We start from the raw sequence: 15,662 nt of genomic DNA, 5'->3' as shown, positions 1-15,662 counted from the left end.
CTCCGAAGAGGCTCAGAAACAATACTCGCGACCTTACCTCCTGTCAACCCCCTTCTAGACCTCGCTCCGGAAAGCGCAGCCCACGCACCTCACCGGGCTTCGCATCATCATGGTTCGGATGCCCCGCCGCGCTGTCACACACGTCCTTGCGCTCCTCATGGGGACTGCGGCTGGACGAACAGGTGCCCTGGAAATCCGCACGATCAAAGGGCCAAGCATGGCCTACACCGTGGCGAGCATCGACCCAGCGCGCGATCATCTGCAGCTTCGCTGGCTGAATCCGACGACTGGACAGCCATATGGCACCTTCACGGAATTGCGCGAAAGGCTGCGAAAGGAAGGCCGCACGCTGCTCTTCGCCACGAACAGCGGCATCTATGCACCCGGTCTGAAGCCACTGGGCCTGCATGTCGAGCAGGGCCGGCCCCTCGTACCCCTGAACAACGCGCGCTCCGGGGGAAATTTTGCGCTGCTGCCGAACGGCGTGTTCTGGATCTCGGGCCACAGGGCGGGCGTGACCGAAACACAGGCCTTCAGGCGGCTGGGCTTCACCCCCGACTACGCCACGCAATCCGGGCCGCTGCTGGTGCAGAACGGAACCATCCACCCGGAATTCCGGAAGTCGGGCACGTCGTTCAAGGTACGCAGCGGCGTGGGCCTGTGCCAGGACGGGCAAGTACGGTTCGTGATCAGCAGCGGCCCGGTGAACTTCTATTCGTTCGCGGCCTTCTTCAGGGACACCCTGCACTGCCCGGATGCGCTGTATCTGGACGGCAGCATCAGTGCCTACGCCACCCCAGCCGTCAACACACAGCTCGTGGCGTTCGCCGGCCTGTGGTTCGTGAGCAATTGACGCCACCCAATGAGACGGCCGCCCACCGAAGCGGGCGGCCTACTCGATGCAACCTTACTTGCTGACGGTCAGGCTGACGGTGCTCAGAGGCGCGGCGGTGGCGTCACCCAGAGGGCGCACTTCATAGCTGATGGCGCCCGCGCCGGGCTTGCTCTGGTAGCTCCAGCCGCAGGTGACGTCCAGCGGGATGTCCTTCACGCCGATGGTACGGTCACCGCGCTTGACAGTCACGCTGTAGCCCTTGCCCTTGCCCTTGCCCCCGAAGCGGAAGGGTTCACTGACGGTCTGCTGGTCGGTGATGCTCAGGCTGTAGTCGGACGTGCAGTTGGCGGCGCTGGCGTTCGCATCGGCCGCGCCGATGGTCGCGGCGACCGAGCCGAGCTCCGCACCATCCGGGTCCTTGACGCTGTAGGTGTGCTTCCCGGCGGCCGGGCTGGGCACGTCGAAGCTCCAGGTGCCGTCGGTGCCGATGGTGACCTTGCCCAGGCTGGTGCCGTCCTCGAACAGTTCGACTACGTCGCCAGCCTTGCCCATACCCTTCAGGGTGAAGCCGCCTGCCGGCAACGTCGCGTCGGCAGCAGGCTCACTGATCATGAAGCTGCCGTCACCTATGGCGCCGGTCGCCGCCGCAGTGCCCGTGGCGGCAGTTCCCGCCGTATCCGTCCCGGTGGTGGTCGTGCCGGTCGTGGTCGTCCCGGCAGTGGTCGCGGTGGTGCCGGTGGTTGCCGCTGTGGTTGCGGCGGGCTTGCGGTTCAGCAACCAGCAGCCACCCAACAGCAGCACCGCCAGCAGCGGAATGAGCCACCACGGGAAGCCACCCCGCCGCTCGGGCACGGGCGCAGCACCCACCGGAGCCGCCGGCGTGACGGTGGGTGCCGCAGGCCGCGCCGCGCTCCCCGCTCCCATGGTGACGGGTGCCGGCGTGACGACTGGAGCCGCTGGGGTCGATGCCGCCGCCAGCCCCCCGGCTGCCAAGCCACCCGCCCCCAGGAGGGCACCCAAGCTGCCCAAGCCCGCCGGAAGAAGGCCCGCCAGACTGCCCCCCAGACCGCCGAGCAGGCTGCCCAGACCGGCCGAATCGAGGTTCCCGGCCCGTGCCCGGCCGCCCAGCACCGACAGCACCAGCGGGGCAAGCAGCGCCAGCAGGCGGCCCGCGCTGCTGCCACTGCCACCCAGGGCCGTGCCCAGACGGCCCGTGAGTTCATCCACGTTGCCGAACAGGGAGCCCAGCAGGCCACGGCCCTGGCCCTCGATGCGGCCCAGTTCGGCCGGGTCGTTCAGAAGATTCGTGTTCAGGTGACCGCTGTCGTCGCTGAGGGATCCGAAGGGCCGGGCCAGACCCAGGAGGTCGGTGCCGCCCGCGCGGGCCTTGCCGACCAGGGCACCCAGCACCAGCGGAAGGGCGGCCATCGTTGCTCGACCCGCCGTGCTGCCGCCGAACCCGACCGACGCTCCGATCTTCTCGGCGGCCGGGCCACTGAACTGCCCCCTCACGAAGTCGAGCAGGCCATCGGCGGTCAGGGGGCCACCCACGGCGGGTGCGCTGCCCATAGGGAGGGTCGTCGGTGCGGTGCCCACGGTGCCAGTACCGGCCGCCCCAAGGGCCGCCGCACCCGCTCCAGCCGCGCCCAGCACGCCACCAAGTCCACCCAGGCTGCCCTTCATGCCGCCCAGCATCGACCCGATGTTCCCGGCGTTCAGGCCGCCACGGTTGCCGAGCAGGCTCAGGAGCAGGGGCAGGGCCATCTGCATCAGGCGGCCGGCGCCGCCCGCAGGCGCCCCCGTCTGCGCCACCACTGCGTCCGTGATGGCCTGCGCCCTGCCACCCAGCAGCACGGGGCCGAGCAGTTCACCGGCCCGCTGCAGGTTCGAGGCGCCGTCCGTTCCGCCCAGCGCGTCCTGCACGCTGCCGAAGTGCGGCAGATTCTGGATGGCTTCCGCGATCTGCGACTGCCCCTCGGCACTTCCCGCGTGGTCGGCCAGAGCGTCGAGTTGCAGGGGCAGGCCCACTCCCAGTCCCCGGTGCGCCGCGCTGGCGTCGAGGCCGACCGACTGGCCCAGCTGGGCAGCACCCTCGCTGTTGAAGAAGGACTGAATCAGTTCCATCACGTTCATTGAAGACCTCCTGCGTTCACCACCTGCCCTGCCCTTGGCGCACTGTCGCTCAGCCCTGTCTGCGTCCAGTCAAACCTCCCGATGTAAATGGAAAATATTTCACGCTTCCACTGGATCGGGTTCAAGGCAGGAATAGCCCAGGGTACTCCGCTCCACCGGAACCCGTGCGCCCGGAACCCTTCACGTTTCTGCTGCTATCACCGCTCTGCCAGACGACGTTTTGAAGTCGCACCGACGGCACCGACAGAAGAAAACCTGTCGGCCTAGGCGATAGCGGGCACCTTCGGGGAGGGCACAACACTCGATGATTCCAGAGGTGTCGGGGTCAGGTGACCGGCGCAGCGGCGTGCCCGCCCTGCACGATCTCCAGCCGGTTCCCGAAAGGATCGCGCAGGAAGATCCGGGGCACGCCGGCCTCGTCATCGGCCTGGAAGGGCACACCGCACAGGTGCAGATGGTCTTGCAGGCCCGCGAGATCCCCACAGCGCAGGGCCGGGTGACCCTTCGTCCTCGGTACGAAGTCCGCCACCACGCCCACATGCAGGTGCCGACCATCCGGCAGGGCAAACCAAGCACCGCCCCGAGCCTGCAACGCCACCGGCTTCTGAAGTTCCTTCAGGCCCAGCACCCACCCGAAGAACGCCCGCGCCGCCGCCTCGCACCCGGCCGGGGCCTCGATCTGCACATGATCCAGTCCGGTAATGAACTCAGGCATGGCCCGATGCTAGGGGCCGCGTGCCGTTCCACTTGGTACTGACCGAGGAACGCCCGGCGCGCGGTTCCTGCTCGTTCCAAATGTCATCCATGCCATCGGACGGAATCCGCACCCTGCTTGATGTGTGCTCGGTTCAAGGGCACGTCAACGCGAATGAACAACGCCGTATTGACGGCCATTGAAGTCATCGGGTCAGAAAATTGACCTCCCTGCGGATCAGCGCAGTGCGAATACGTGGGTGCGGTTCCGTCCCTCTTCCTTGGCGCGGTACAGGGCCGTGTCGGCGGCATTCAGCAGTTCGGACAGCTGACCGGCCGTGATCTCGCCCGGCCCGTGGGCGACGCCCGCGCTGACCGTCACTGCCCGCGCTTCCGGCAGAGACGAGTAGGCGGAGCGGGCTGTCTCGACCCGGGCGAGGAGGGCGTCCGCGTGCGCCTCGGCCGTGACCCACACGAACTCCTCGCCGCCCACCCGAACCAGCAGGTCACCGTCGCGGGCGTGGCCCCGCAGGGTCTGCGCGAAGCATTGCAGCACCTCATCCCCGATCTGGTGCCCGTACTGGTCGTTCACCTGCTTGAAATGATCAAGGTCGAGCATGACCAGGCCGACCCGGTGGCCGGCCGGAGTGCGGGCGACCACCGTTTCGAAGTCGTCGAACAGCGCGCGGCGGTTCGCCAGGCCCGTGAGGGGATCCGTGCGCACCAGCCGCGCGAGTTCTTCCGCTTCCTGTACCGCGGCCGCGCGGAAGAAGGACACCGCCAGCCCCGTGAAGGCCACCGGCACGGCCGTGATCAGCGCCTCCAGCGGCCACAGCGCGCTGTGGGTGAGCACCGTGGTTTTCGCGTAGGCGAGGATCAGCACGCACACGCTGCTCAGGCCCACCTGCCACCACAACAGCCGCCGCCGCAGAAAGCCCGTGGCGAGCACCATGGGCCACAGCAGCACCATCGCCGAGTACTGCGAGCCGAACAGCAGCGTCTCGCCCAGGGTGGACGTGAGCGAGCAGACATTGCCCAGCACCATCAGCAGTTCGTCGAGGCGTTTGCCACGCAGCACGGCCGGGCGCACCAGTGCCAGCAGCGACATGCCCAGGCCCAGCAGGGCAGTCAGGGCGAAGAGAACACGGCCCCCGACGGGATCGGGCGCGTTGTGCGTGGGCAACACGAAGGCCAGCAGGGCCAGCAGGCCGCCGCCGCCGAAAAAGAGGGTCAGCGCCCAGCCCTTGACTTGGGCCAGCCGCGCCAGCAGGTGAGGCCCCGCTGAGGGCAACGTGAACATACCCACGTTTATCATGTCAACGTCGAACGGTGCACCATTATGCTTACGTTCCGTTGTGCCGCTTCTCGTTGCCGCGCCTGAAGTTCCCGGTCGCGCGGGCCATGACGAGCTGCGCCGCGTGGTCATCGAGGCCATCCACCCGCGCCAGGAAGCGCTCGGCCTCCCGCCCCGCCAGGGTCGTCACGGGCCGCCCATACCACGACACGACCACCCGGCCATCCCTGAGCGCGCGGTACTCGAAGCGGCCATCCCGCAGTTCCCTGCGTGCGTCCTGGGGCACGGCTCAGGCCTGCGCGGTGTCCGGCGGCGGGTCGAAGCCGTCGCGGGCCCGCTCGACCAGCGTGAGGATGTCGTACGTCGCCACCAGTTCTCCCTCCTGGTTGGTGATCTCGCTGCGCCACTCGACCACGCCGGTCGGTCGGGTCTCGCCGGAACGCATGTCTTTGCGGATCTTGCGTTTGCAGGTCAGGCGCGTGCGAATGGTGTCGCCGATCCCTACCGGCAGGATGAACCGCAGGTTCTCCAGGCCGTAGTTCGCCAGCACCGGCCCCGGCGCCGGACTCACGAACATGCCCGCCGCCGCCGAAATCAGGAAGTACCCGTGCGCCACCCGCCTGCCGAAGATCCCCTCCCTGGCCCCGATCTCATCGACGTGGGCGTAGAAGTGGTCGCCGGTCAGGCCCGCAAAGTTCACGATGTCGGCCTCCGTGACCGTGCGCCGGTGCGTGAGCAGGCTGTCGCCGACCTGAATCTCGTCGAAGGATTTTCGGAACGGGTGAACCACGTCCTCCGTCACCTCGGCGCCGGGCACGAAGTCGCGCGTGATCGCGGTCAGGGTGGACGGATCGGCCTGCACCGCCACGCGGTTCATATGGTGCCGCACGGCACTCAGACCGCCCAGCTCCGAACCGCCGCCCGCGCGGCCCGGCCCGCCGTGGTTGAGCTGGGGCAACGGCGACCCGTGCCCGGTGTTCTCCTTCGCGTTCTGACGGTTCAGTACCAGCAGCCGGCCGTGCGTACTCGCCATGCCCATCACCAGTTCCGTCGCCTCGGTACGGTCATGCGTGACGATGCTCCCGGCCAGCGAGCCCCGGCCCCGCTTGGCCAGCGTCACGGCGTCGTCCAGCGAGTCGTACGGGAACAGGGTCACCACCGGCCCGAAGGCTTCCAGCTCGTGCGGCCCGGAGGCCGTCAGGGGTAAATCGCACACCAGCACAGTCGGATCGAGGAACGCGCCCCGCTCGCGGTCGCCCCCCAGCAGTTCCGATTCGCCGGAGATCACCACGCGGGCTTCCGCCGTGAGCTTTTGCAGCGTCCCACGCACCCGCTCGCGCTGCTCCACGCTCACCAGCGCGCCCATCCGCACGTCGTCGCGCGCCGGATCGCCCAGCGTCACCTTCGCCAGCTCGCGGCGCAGGCCGTCCGTCACGGCCTCGATCAGATGCGACGGCACCATCGCCCTCCGGATCGCGGTGCACTTCTGGCCCGCCTTGCCGGTCATCTCGCGGGCCACCTCGCGCACGAACAGGGCGAACTCCGGCTCTTCGGGGGTCACGCTCAGGCCCAGCACCGACGCGTTCAGGCTGTCGGCCTCCGCGTTGAAGGGGACACTCCGCGCCACGATGTTCGGATGCACGCGCAGATTCGCCGCCGTCGCGGCCGACCCGGTGAAGGCCACCACGTCCTGCTCCTCCAGGTGGTCGAGCAGGTCGCCCGGCCCGCCCGTCACGAGTTGCAGCGCGCCCTCGGGGAGCAGGCCCGACGCGATGATGTCCCGTACCACGCGCTCCGCCACATACGCCGTCTGCGGCGCGGGCTTCACCAGACTCGGCATCCCCGCGATGAAGCTAGGCGCGAACTTCTCCAGCATCCCCCACACCGGAAAGTTGAAGGCGTTGATCTGCACCGCCACGCCCTCACGCGGCACCAGCAGGTGACGGCCCACGAACGTCCCCTCGCGGCCCAGCCGCTCTACCTTTCCGTCCGGCCAGAAGCGCTCGTCGGGCAGGTCACGCCGCGCCGCGCTGGCGTAGCTGAACAGCGTGCCGATCCCGCCCTCGATGTCCACCCAGGAGTCCCGGCGGGTCGCGCCCGTCAGCGTGCTGAGCGCGTAATAGATATCCTTGCGCTCCATCAGGTAGGTCCCCAGCGCCCGCAGCGCCCGCGCCCGTTCGTGGAAGGTCTGACGCCGCACCACCGCACCGGCGGTGCGCCCATAGGCGAGCGCCTGCGCGAAATCGACCCTCTCCGAGGAGATGACCGCCACCGGACGGCCGTACACGGCGTCCAAGAGGATCTGACCTTCGGGATTCGCGTGCCACCGGCCGGAAACGTAGGACGCGGGACGGAGGAGGTCGGGCAGGGTGGATGGGGTCATGGGATCTGCTCCTTGGGGGACGGACTACACTTGTGCATGACGATCAACGACGAGCGGGATCTGGACGGGATGACGCTGGCGGGACAGGTGGTGGCCCGCACCCTCGAAGGATTGAAAGCCGCGGTCGAACCGGGCATCACTCCCGCCGACCTGGACGCGCTCGCGGGGCAGATCTTCGCCCGGTACGGGGCCTTCTCCGCCCCACGTGACGAGTACGGTGCTCCGGTGAACGTGTTCATCAGTGTGAACGACGACATCGTTCACGGCCTGCCGACGCGGCGGCCCCTGCAGGCGGGGGACGTGGTCTGTATCGACGTCACGCCGAACGTGGGCGGATATATCGCAGACGCCGCCGTGACCGTGGCGGTTCCGCCCGTGTCCCCGGTGGTGTCGCGCCTGATCGCCTGCGCGGAGGCTGCCCTGGCCCAGGGGTTCAGAGCGGCGCGGGCCGGACGGCCCCTGAATGGCATTGGTCGGGCGATCGAAACCGAGGTGGCGCGGCGTGGGTTCACCCTGCTGCGCGAGTTGCAGGGCCACGGCGTCGGCCGGGCCATCCACGAAAAACCCGAGGTGCCGAACTACTACCATCCGGCGCTGAAAAGGCCCCTGCACGAGGGACTGGTGATCGCCGTCGAGCCGATGGTCTCCAGTGGCCACAGCGGACGTATCCGGACCCGGCGCGACGGCTGGACGCTGGCGACGACCGATGGTGGACTGGCGGCGCACTTCGAACACACCATCATGATCACGAAGGGAGCGCCCCTGATCCTGACGGCCTGAACCCACCGCTCCCGGCGCGGGTCGCAGCGGGGGCTGTGGGCGGGTTCGGCCTGCAGTGATCATGCCAGGTGACAGTTGAACATGGCGCGTCGCTGGCGTGTGTTCATGAGATCCAGGTGCTTCAGGGCGCCGCCGGAGCTGGGAGCTGGGCCAGGATCATGTGGGACAGGCGCGCCGCGCCGTGAAGGGTCAGGTGGTCGTCGTCGTAATACATGATCTGACCGCCCAGGCTGGAAACGCAGGTCTGGCCGCCGTCAGCCTGACACAGCAGGTCGGCGGGGCGCACCCGGCGCAGCCCCGGGCTGGTCAGGGCGTCGAAGGCGCGGATGACCTGGGCGTTCCGGGCGAGGTAGTCGCTGGTGCGCACCATGACCTCGGTATGAAACCCGAAGGCCGCGTTCTTGTACAGCGTGGTGGGAACGTTCCAGCCCATGTCCGGCACCGGATAGACCAGCACCACCGTCTTGCCGGACGCGAGAATCTGCCCGATCAGATCGACGTACGAGCGGGTCATCTCTTCAGCGCCGACGCCACTGCGGTAGAAATTCCCGGGGCCGTCGGCCGTCTCCACGCCGCCCTGCGGGTTGGTGTACGGCCCGGCGAAGTAGGCACTCCAGCGGTTGAACAGCACCACGCTGCGCGCGTCACTGCGGCGGATGTACTCGATGAGCCTCCGCTGGTAGCGGACACACTGGCGCTCCTGCGGGTTGAACCGGGGACTGTCGAGCAGCAGGGGAGCACAGCCGTACAGCAGCAGACTGCGCACGTTCGACCGGCGGGCACCGAGCACCTGACCGAGGCTGTAGGCCAGGGCGCCAGCGTGGGAATCGCCCGCCAGCAGGACGTCGGCGTGCCCGTCGGCTTGGGGATAGGTGCAGGCACGCTCCAGGGGCAGGGGGCGAAGCAGGGTGGAACTGCACGAGTCGTGCCTGGGAGAGACGTCCGTTTCGGCGGCCAGCGCCATGCGGGCGGCCGGATTCAGCCGGGCGGGCAGGCCCTGCGTGAACTGCGCGGCCAGGGAAAAGCCGGCCAGCAGCGCCGCCCCGCCCGCGAGACTGCCCAGCAGGGGCCGCACCGGCACGGCCCGCGCACTGCGGAACGGCCGCTCGACGAAGCGCCACGACGCGTACGAGAGCAGCACCGTTGCCAGGATGGCCAGCCCGTGCTGGGTGGTGGTGAGCGGGGCCGGGACATAGGCCCGCAGGAAGGCAAACACCGGCTGGTGCCACAGGTACAGGCTGTAACTCATCAGGCCGACCAGGACGACCGGCCGGGCCGAGAGAAGCGACGACCACGGCGTGAAGCGGCCGGCGACAATCACCAGAGCCGCCCCCAGCACCGCAGCCACACTGAACACGTCCGGAAAAGTAGCCGGGAAGAGCAGCGCCACGACCATCAGGGTCAAGCCCAGCAGGAACCACGCCCCAGCGCCGCGCCTGATGGCCTCCAGTCGAGGGCCGGCTTGCAGAACCAGCAGGGCCGCCAAAGCGCCGGTGGCCATCTCCCAGGCCCGCGTCGGCATCAGGTAGAACGTGGCGCTGGGGAAGTGAGTGCGCCACAGCAGACCAGCGCCCAAGCTCAGGGCGCCCAACACGCCGACCACCACCGCCGGGCGCCAGCGCCGCCTCGCGGCCAGCAGGAGAATGGCCGGATACAGCAGGTAGAACTGTTCCTCGACCGCCAGGCTCCAGGTGTGGATCAGGGGTTTGAGTTCTGCCGGAGCGGAGAAATAATCTGTCTGCTCGGCGAAGAGGAAGTTGGAGGCGAACACCAGGTTCGCCAGAACCGTATGCTCGAAGTCTCTCAGCTGCGAGGGGGTAAGGATGGCGTACGCCGCCCCGCAGGAACACAGCAGCACCAGCAGCAGCGCAGGCAGGATGCGGCGCGCCCGACGGAGATAGAAATCACGCAGCGAGAAGCGGCCCTGAGCGACCTGGCCGGCGATATTCGACGTGATCAGAAAACCGCTGATGACGAAAAAGACATCCACCCCCAGGTACCCGCCCTGAAATAGGGGCGCGTGGGCATGAAAGAGGATCACAGCTGTAACGGCAACGGCCCTCAGGCCATCTACATGAGGCTGGTACTTCGGTATCGAAGTTCCGTCATGCATATGTCCCGATGCTAGACGAGTGGGAGCGGGCGTGTGGCTTGACCTGAGACTGAACCCTGCTGACCTCGGCCACACGGCCTCAGACGCTCTTGAAGCCCTCGAACGGTTCCCGACAGCTGTCGCAGACATACAGGCGTTTGCACAGTGTCGGGCCGAAGCTGGCAGTCATCCGGACGTTCAGGGAGCCGCAGCGGGGGCAGCGGGTGGGTTCGGCCTCCAGTTGAATCAGGTCAGGCTCGGCGGGCGCGGGGGGCGCGATGCCGTACTCGCGCAGGCGTTCACGAGCCGCTTCGTTGATCCAGTCGGTCGTCCACGGGGGCGTCAGGGTGCTCAGCACCGTCACGTCGGCCACGCCCAGGGCGCGCACGGCCTGCTCGATGCTCTCCCGGATGACGTACAGCGCCGGACACCCGCTGAAGGTCGGCGTGAACGTCACGCTCACCCGCCCGCCGTCCACGCTCACGTGCCGCACCATGCCCATGTCCGTGATGGACACCACGGGAATTTCCGGATCGGGAATCCGGGCCAGGGCGGCCCAGATGGCCGGGGGCTGAAGCGTGTGGCTGGCAGGCTCGACCGCTGGAACCTGTGGCGGCCTCACCAGCTCTCCGCGTCCGGGTAGGCCCGGGCCACGCTCTGCATTTCCTCCAGCAGCGGGGCGAGGTGTTCGGTATGCGTATCGCGGCCGGCACCAGCTCCGGTGGTGGCGGGCAGGGGCAGGCCGCATTTGTCTTGCAGGTGACGGGCCACGAGGTCGTGCCAGCGGGCCTGGACGGCACTCAGGTCGGGGAGAATGCCCGCCGCAGTCAGGTCCTCCTCACCCTCGACGGGCTGGAAGAGCTGCGCTGCGTACGGCCACAGTTCGTTCAGGGCCGCCTGGGTGCGGCGGGCGCTTTCCTCGGTGCCCAGCGCCAGGCGTTCCACCCACAGGGCCGTGTGTTGCAGGTGGAATTTCTCCTCACGCACCGCCTTCGCGGCGATCTCGGACAGGGGAGCAAAGGTACTGCGGGTGGCCGCTTCCAGCCACAGGGCCTCGAAGGTGTCGTACAGGAACTGCCGGAGCATCGTGAACGCCCAGTCGCCCCTGGGGAGTTCCACCAGCCGGGTGTTCAGGTAGTCGTCCGGGCCGCGCCAGTACGCCACCTGATCGGGGTCGCTGCCGCCCAGGTGCTGCGACAGGGTCAGGTACAGGCCCGCATGGCCGAGTTCGTCCTGCGCGATGTTCGCCAGGGCGATGTCCTCTTCGAGGATGGGCGCGTGCCCCGTCCATTCGCCACCCCGGTGCGCGAGGATGATCTCGTCGTCGGCCAGGACAGTGAGTTTCAGAAGCAGGGCGGTGCGCTGGGCCTCGGTCAGAGGTATAGCGGAGGTCATGGCTTGTCCTTGTCGTCGGTGTCGCGGCCGGCAGCGTGCGGGTGGTCGTACACCTTCTGGTCGCCCACATGGGGTTCCTCGTTCACCTGCCGCGGCATCAGGCCGGAGCGCTTGAGTTCCCCCACGTGCCGGCCGATCACGCCGTAGGACGACTGCTGCTTGTAGGTCTTGTCCTTCGCCGGGGCGAACCAGCTGTCGACGGTGCCGTCGTCCTCGGCAGTGCGGGCCACGGCAGCTTCCGGAAAGACCATCCACGCCAGCACCTCGGGGTGCATGACCTGCGCCTGCCGGAGCGCGTCGCCGGGACTGTCCGCCTGCACGGTGCCGCTGAGATCCACGAAGGTCATGCTGCGCTTGTTGGTGCGCTTCACGCCCACGTGGTAAGTGCCGACGTCTCCGGGCGTCTCCAGCACGGCGGGATTCAGGATCAGTTCCTCCGGTGTGGCGGTCAGGATGTCCGATTCGCGCACCGCCCACAGGCTCACGGCGGCCGGACGCCGCACGAACACGTTCCGTGCCGTGAGCAGGGCGTGCTGCGGGTCACCGGCATGTACGCTGCCCACCGCCTGGTGAGGGCGGCCCGGCGCGTCCTGCTTGAACACCTCCCAGCGCGGCCACTGGGTATCGGGGTGGGAGTGGGTCATGGGAGTTCCTTGATGCGGGCGGTGAACGTTGAGGCGAGTCCTCAACAGGTGTTCGGGCCTGAGCCCTGCGTGGCACGGCTCAGAGCTGGATTCAGTCGGCGGCCACCGCCCGCTGCCGATCGGTGTACGCCTGGAGGGCGTCACGAACCCACGCGCCGTCGTCGTGCGCGGCCTGGCGGGTGGCGAGGCGTTCCCTGTTCAGGCCGCGCTCGCCCCGGATGATCGCCCAGAACTCGTCCCAGTCGATCTTGCCGTGAATCCAGTTACCGCTGGCGTCCTGGTGCATGTCCGGGTCGGGAATGGTGAGGCCCGCTTCCATGAGTTCAGGGACGTGTTCGTTGATGAATTCCTGGCGAACCTCGTCGTTGCTCTTGAGTTTGATGCCCCAGCGGCTCAGGACTCCGGTGTTGGGGCTCTCGGAGTCGTGCGGGCCGAGCATCATCACGGCGGGCCACCACCAGCGGTTCAGGGCGTCCTGCGCCAGGGCGCGCTGCTCGGGCGTGCCCTGGGCGTACTGGACGATCATCTCCTTGCCCTGCTTGTGGTGGAAGGTCTCCTCGGAGCAGATGCGAACCATGGCGCGGCTGTACGGGCCGTAACTGCACCCGGCCAGCATGGTCTGGTTCTTGATGGCGGCGCCGTCGACCAGCCAGCCGATCATGCCGACGTCCGCCCAGGTCTGCGTGGGGTAGTTGAAGATGCTGCTGTACTTGGCTTTGCCGGAGAGCAGTGCCGAGAGCATGTCCTCGCGGGTGGCGCCCAGGGTCTCGGCGGCGTGGTAGAGGTACTGGCCGTGCCCGGCCTCGTCCTGCACCTTGGCCATCAGGATGGTCTTGCGCTTCAGGGAGGGGGCCCTGCTGATCCACTCGCCCTCGGGCAGCATGCCGACGACCTCGCTGTGGGCGTGCTGGGAGATCATGCGGATGAGCTGTCGGCGGTACTCGGCGGGCATCCAGTCGCCGCTCTCGATCTTCTCGCCGCGCGCGATGCGGGCCTCGAAGTGGGCATGCTGTTCGGGCGTCTCGCCTGTGGTCATACCGGGGTGGAGCGTGTCGGGCTGGGTCATGGGGCACCTCCAGGATCAGTGGCTCCAGTATACCTAACGCCCGTTAGGTCAGCATGGGAAGCCGCCTGGATTCCTTCACTGGAGGCCTGAACTTGTCGCATGCTGAGGACGTCGATCCCGCTCCCTTCCCGCTGGAGGCTTCATGTTGCGTATCCGCACTGTCCTGACCCTGCTGGCCCTGCTGGGCCTCCCTGCTCCCGCCCACGCCCAGAACGACAAGCCCGAACCCACCCGGGTGACCTCGCAGACCTGCGGCGCGTACACCCTCAAGCTCGAACAGAACGGCTTCGGTGATCCGCTCGACCGGGTGACCGTCATGCGCGGCGCCGTGACCTACGGAACCGTGGAGGACACCATGGTCAGCGTCGATTTCTGCCGGGACGTGACCGGCGACGGCGTGCCCGAGGTGCTGCTGGCGGGCTTCTCCGGTGGGGCACACTGCTGCTTCACGCACACGCTCTACTCGCTGACCAGCCCGCCCCAGCGGCTGCTCACGGCCTTCAGCGCGCACACCGACACGCTGGACGTGCGGCAACTGGACGGCAAGGGCCCCTATGAACTGGTGGGCGCGGACTGGCGCTTCGCGTACGCGTACGGCCTGAGCTTTGCGGAGAGCGCCCCGCTGCCGGTCGTGTACTCGTACCTGCCGGTGGCGGGCGGCCCACCCGTGTACGTGGAGAACACCCGCGCCTTTCCCGGTTTCCTGAGGGGGTACGTGCAGGGCATGAACAGCGGCGAGGCCTTCGGCGGCGGCATCCTCGCGGAATTCGCCGCCCGCGTGATCGCCGCGCCCACCACCGCCGACATGTACGTTCAGGGCCTGAAGGCCCCGTACCGCGACTGGCTCCTGAATTACGGCCCGGACATCCGGGCGTCGCTGGGCGATGTCGGCATGTACGACTGGCCCGCGCGGGCGGGCGTGAACCCCGACGCCCCCCGCAGCGGCCTGGGCGGCTCGTTCAGCGCGCCCGGCACGCGGGAATACCTCGCGCTGGTCGGGCAGGCGACCGGGCCCGCCGCGCCGGACACGGCCATGCAGGGCGGGCACGCCAGCACCGGCACCCTGAAGCTGTACCGGGCACAGGGAGGAGCGGTCACGGCCGGGCCTGCCCTCCAGACGGTTCCCATGCTGTCCGACCCGAGCGGGTACGTGGACTCGGCGTGGTGGCCGGCCTTCGCCGTGCGCCGCCAGGGAGGCCGGGACGACGTGATCGTGCGGGACGCGCGCAGTGGCAGCGTCCGCTACACCACCCACCGCGTGTCGGGCACGGCCCTGAGCGCCCTCACCGACGATCCGCTGGCGGTCGCCGCGACGCTGCTGGGCGACCTGAGCAACGTGGCGCGGCAGGTCGCGTCCAGCTACGCCCGGCCCACCCCGCCGCGCACCGCCGCCCAGAAGGCCCAGGTGCAGCAGCGCATCGACGCCGCCCTGACGCGCGCCCGGCCGTGGGCGGCCCTCACCGACGCCACGCTGGATCTGCCGCACCTGGGCGACTTCAGCGTGGGCGCCATCGAGATGCCCACGGACGCGGCCGACCACGCGCAGATCATGGCGACCGCCGAGGTGGGCTACGCGGACGCGAAGACGGACAGCGAGTACATCTTCGGGCCGCGCTACACGGTCACCATCGACCTGACCCGCGGCGACCAGGGCTGGACCGTCACGAAGTGGACGCTCACGCCCCGCACAGGGGAGGTGACCACCAACTGAACGCCGCAGGTGTCACGCGGTCAGTACAGGCGCACCCTGCTGTCCTCCCCCATACGCTGGACGCATGAGGCAGAAGATCAGCAGCGGCAGTCCCTGGGAAGCGGCGGTCGGGTACTCGCGCGCCGTCCGGGTCGGGAACGTGGTGCAGGTCAGCGGGACGACCGCCACCGTGAACGGCGAGGTCGTCGGCGAGGGCGATCCGGCCGAACAGACCCGCGCGGCGCTGGGCATCATCCGCCGCGCCCTGGAAACCGCCGGAGCGAGCCTGGAGGACGTGGTTCGCACGCGCATCTACGTGACGGACATCTCCCGCTGGGAAGAAGTCGGGCACGCGCATGGCGAGGTGTTCGGCGAGATCCGCCCCGCCACGACCATGGTGCAGGTCGCCGCGCTGATCGACCCGCTGCACCTCGTGGAGATCGAGGCCGAGGCGATCATCGGGGAGTAAGGCGGAACGCGGCCGGGCGGGATCACGTACTGGAACGCATGAATAGGAACGGTGGACTGGGCATGGCCGTCGGAATCGCCCTGGGAGTCGCCGTCGGCGCGGCGCTGCACAACGTCGCGCTGGGGGTGGGCCTCGGCGTGGCGCTGGAGGCCGTGTTGACCGGCCTGAACCGGCGCCGACGCTGAGGC

Annotated in this window: 15 protein-coding genes; 5 read left to right on the top strand and 10 right to left on the bottom strand. The window is 68.6% G+C overall.

The window, feature by feature from the left end; all coding sequences use genetic code 11:
- Window positions 1–217: 217 nt before the first annotated feature.
- Complete coding sequence (locus E7T09_RS17900; RefSeq protein ID WP_240741877.1) at window positions 218–853, top strand: phosphodiester glycosidase family protein; 636 nt, start codon at window positions 218–220, stop codon at window positions 851–853.
- Between the two features lie 54 nt (window positions 854–907).
- Here the strand turns inward: E7T09_RS17900 and E7T09_RS22495 are convergent, their stop codons facing one another.
- The 5 genes from E7T09_RS22495 to paaZ form a co-directional block, all read right to left on the bottom strand.
- A complete protein-coding gene (locus E7T09_RS22495) occupies window positions 908–2,959 on the bottom strand; it encodes a DUF937 domain-containing protein (RefSeq protein ID WP_255578455.1) in 2,052 nt (683 codons plus the stop codon).
- 334 nt (window positions 2,960–3,293) lie between these two features.
- Window positions 3,294–3,683, bottom strand: coding sequence for a glyoxalase (locus E7T09_RS17890; protein ID WP_136390540.1), 390 nt, complete (start codon window positions 3,681–3,683; stop codon window positions 3,294–3,296).
- A 216-nt stretch (window positions 3,684–3,899) separates the two neighbouring features.
- Window positions 3,900–4,961 carry a GGDEF domain-containing protein gene (locus E7T09_RS17885; protein WP_168734921.1) on the bottom strand — a complete coding sequence of 354 codons (1,062 nt, stop codon included), beginning with the start codon at window positions 4,959–4,961 and terminating at the stop codon, window positions 3,900–3,902.
- A gap of 43 nt (window positions 4,962–5,004) precedes the next feature.
- On the bottom strand, window positions 5,005–5,241 hold the full coding sequence (locus tag E7T09_RS17880; RefSeq protein WP_136390538.1) for a hypothetical protein: 237 nt from the start codon (window positions 5,239–5,241) through the stop codon (window positions 5,005–5,007).
- 3 nt (window positions 5,242–5,244) lie between these two features.
- Window positions 5,245–7,338: a phenylacetic acid degradation bifunctional protein PaaZ gene (gene paaZ / locus E7T09_RS17875; RefSeq protein ID WP_136390537.1), complete on the bottom strand. Its 2,094-nt coding sequence runs from the start codon at window positions 7,336–7,338 to the stop codon at window positions 5,245–5,247.
- A gap of 36 nt (window positions 7,339–7,374) precedes the next feature.
- Between paaZ and map the strand changes: the two genes are divergently transcribed.
- Window positions 7,375–8,118: a type I methionyl aminopeptidase gene (gene map, locus E7T09_RS17870; RefSeq protein WP_136390536.1), complete on the top strand. Its 744-nt coding sequence runs from the start codon at window positions 7,375–7,377 to the stop codon at window positions 8,116–8,118.
- A 121-nt stretch (window positions 8,119–8,239) separates the two neighbouring features.
- On the opposite strand, the gene E7T09_RS17865 is transcribed toward map, so the two are convergent.
- The 5 genes from E7T09_RS17865 to paaA all read right to left on the bottom strand — a co-directional run bounded on the left by E7T09_RS17865 (window position 8,240) and on the right by paaA (window position 13,315).
- Window positions 8,240–10,231: an acyltransferase family protein gene (locus tag E7T09_RS17865; RefSeq protein WP_255578454.1), complete on the bottom strand. Its 1,992-nt coding sequence runs from the start codon at window positions 10,229–10,231 to the stop codon at window positions 8,240–8,242.
- A 79-nt stretch (window positions 10,232–10,310) separates the two neighbouring features.
- A complete protein-coding gene (gene paaD, locus E7T09_RS17860; RefSeq protein ID WP_136390534.1) occupies window positions 10,311–10,832 on the bottom strand; it encodes a 1,2-phenylacetyl-CoA epoxidase subunit PaaD in 522 nt (173 codons plus the stop codon).
- Complete coding sequence (gene paaC / locus E7T09_RS17855) at window positions 10,829–11,605, bottom strand: 1,2-phenylacetyl-CoA epoxidase subunit PaaC (protein WP_136390533.1); 777 nt, start codon at window positions 11,603–11,605, stop codon at window positions 10,829–10,831. The genes paaD and paaC overlap by 4 nt, the downstream gene beginning before the upstream one ends.
- Complete coding sequence (locus E7T09_RS17850; RefSeq protein WP_136390532.1) at window positions 11,602–12,249, bottom strand: phenylacetic acid degradation protein; 648 nt, start codon at window positions 12,247–12,249, stop codon at window positions 11,602–11,604. The genes paaC and E7T09_RS17850 overlap by 4 nt, the downstream gene beginning before the upstream one ends.
- A 91-nt stretch (window positions 12,250–12,340) precedes the next feature.
- Complete coding sequence (gene paaA / locus E7T09_RS17845; RefSeq protein ID WP_136390531.1) at window positions 12,341–13,315, bottom strand: 1,2-phenylacetyl-CoA epoxidase subunit PaaA; 975 nt, start codon at window positions 13,313–13,315, stop codon at window positions 12,341–12,343.
- A gap of 142 nt (window positions 13,316–13,457) precedes the next feature.
- Between paaA and E7T09_RS17840 the strand changes: the two genes are divergently transcribed.
- From E7T09_RS17840 to E7T09_RS22490, 3 genes are all read left to right on the top strand, one after another.
- Window positions 13,458–15,026, top strand: coding sequence for a hypothetical protein (locus tag E7T09_RS17840; RefSeq protein WP_136390530.1), 1,569 nt, complete (start codon window positions 13,458–13,460; stop codon window positions 15,024–15,026).
- A 64-nt stretch (window positions 15,027–15,090) separates the two neighbouring features.
- Window positions 15,091–15,474 carry a RidA family protein gene (locus tag E7T09_RS17835; RefSeq protein ID WP_136390529.1) on the top strand — a complete coding sequence of 128 codons (384 nt, stop codon included), beginning with the start codon at window positions 15,091–15,093 and terminating at the stop codon, window positions 15,472–15,474.
- A 62-nt stretch (window positions 15,475–15,536) separates the two neighbouring features.
- Window positions 15,537–15,659: a hypothetical protein gene (locus E7T09_RS22490; protein WP_255578451.1), complete on the top strand. Its 123-nt coding sequence runs from the start codon at window positions 15,537–15,539 to the stop codon at window positions 15,657–15,659.
- The last annotated feature ends 3 nt before the right edge of the window (window positions 15,660–15,662 follow it).

This window comes from Deinococcus sp. KSM4-11 (assembly GCF_004801415.1).
Taxonomy (GTDB): Bacteria; Deinococcota; Deinococci; order Deinococcales; family Deinococcaceae; genus Deinococcus.
This window is presented reverse-complemented; position numbering and strand designations above follow the sequence as displayed.

Excerpts from the sequence above, each read along its gene's own strand:
- E7T09_RS17890 (WP_136390540.1), bottom strand. The coding sequence starts at position 3,683 with ATGCCTGAGTTCATTACCGGACTGGATCATGTGCAGATCGAGGCCCCG.
- paaA (WP_136390531.1), bottom strand. The coding sequence starts at position 13,315 with ATGACCCAGCCCGACACGCTCCACCCCGGTATGACCACAGGCGAGACG.
- map (WP_136390536.1), top strand. The coding sequence starts at position 7,375 with ATGACGATCAACGACGAGCGGGATCTGGACGGGATGACGCTGGCGGGA.
- E7T09_RS17840 (WP_136390530.1), top strand. The coding sequence starts at position 13,458 with ATGTTGCGTATCCGCACTGTCCTGACCCTGCTGGCCCTGCTGGGCCTC.
- E7T09_RS17835 (WP_136390529.1), top strand. The coding sequence starts at position 15,091 with ATGAGGCAGAAGATCAGCAGCGGCAGTCCCTGGGAAGCGGCGGTCGGG.
- E7T09_RS22490 (WP_255578451.1), top strand. The coding sequence starts at position 15,537 with ATGGCCGTCGGAATCGCCCTGGGAGTCGCCGTCGGCGCGGCGCTGCAC.
- E7T09_RS17865 (WP_255578454.1), bottom strand. The coding sequence starts at position 10,231 with ATGCATGACGGAACTTCGATACCGAAGTACCAGCCTCATGTAGATGGC.
- E7T09_RS22495 (WP_255578455.1), bottom strand. The coding sequence starts at position 2,959 with ATGGAACTGATTCAGTCCTTCTTCAACAGCGAGGGTGCTGCCCAGCTG.
- E7T09_RS17850 (WP_136390532.1), bottom strand. The coding sequence starts at position 12,249 with ATGACCCACTCCCACCCCGATACCCAGTGGCCGCGCTGGGAGGTGTTC.
- paaZ (WP_136390537.1), bottom strand. The coding sequence starts at position 7,338 with ATGACCCCATCCACCCTGCCCGACCTCCTCCGTCCCGCGTCCTACGTT.
- paaC (WP_136390533.1), bottom strand. The coding sequence starts at position 11,605 with ATGACCTCCGCTATACCTCTGACCGAGGCCCAGCGCACCGCCCTGCTT.
- E7T09_RS17900 (WP_240741877.1), top strand. The coding sequence starts at position 218 with ATGGCCTACACCGTGGCGAGCATCGACCCAGCGCGCGATCATCTGCAG.
- E7T09_RS17885 (WP_168734921.1), bottom strand. The coding sequence starts at position 4,961 with ATGTTCACGTTGCCCTCAGCGGGGCCTCACCTGCTGGCGCGGCTGGCC.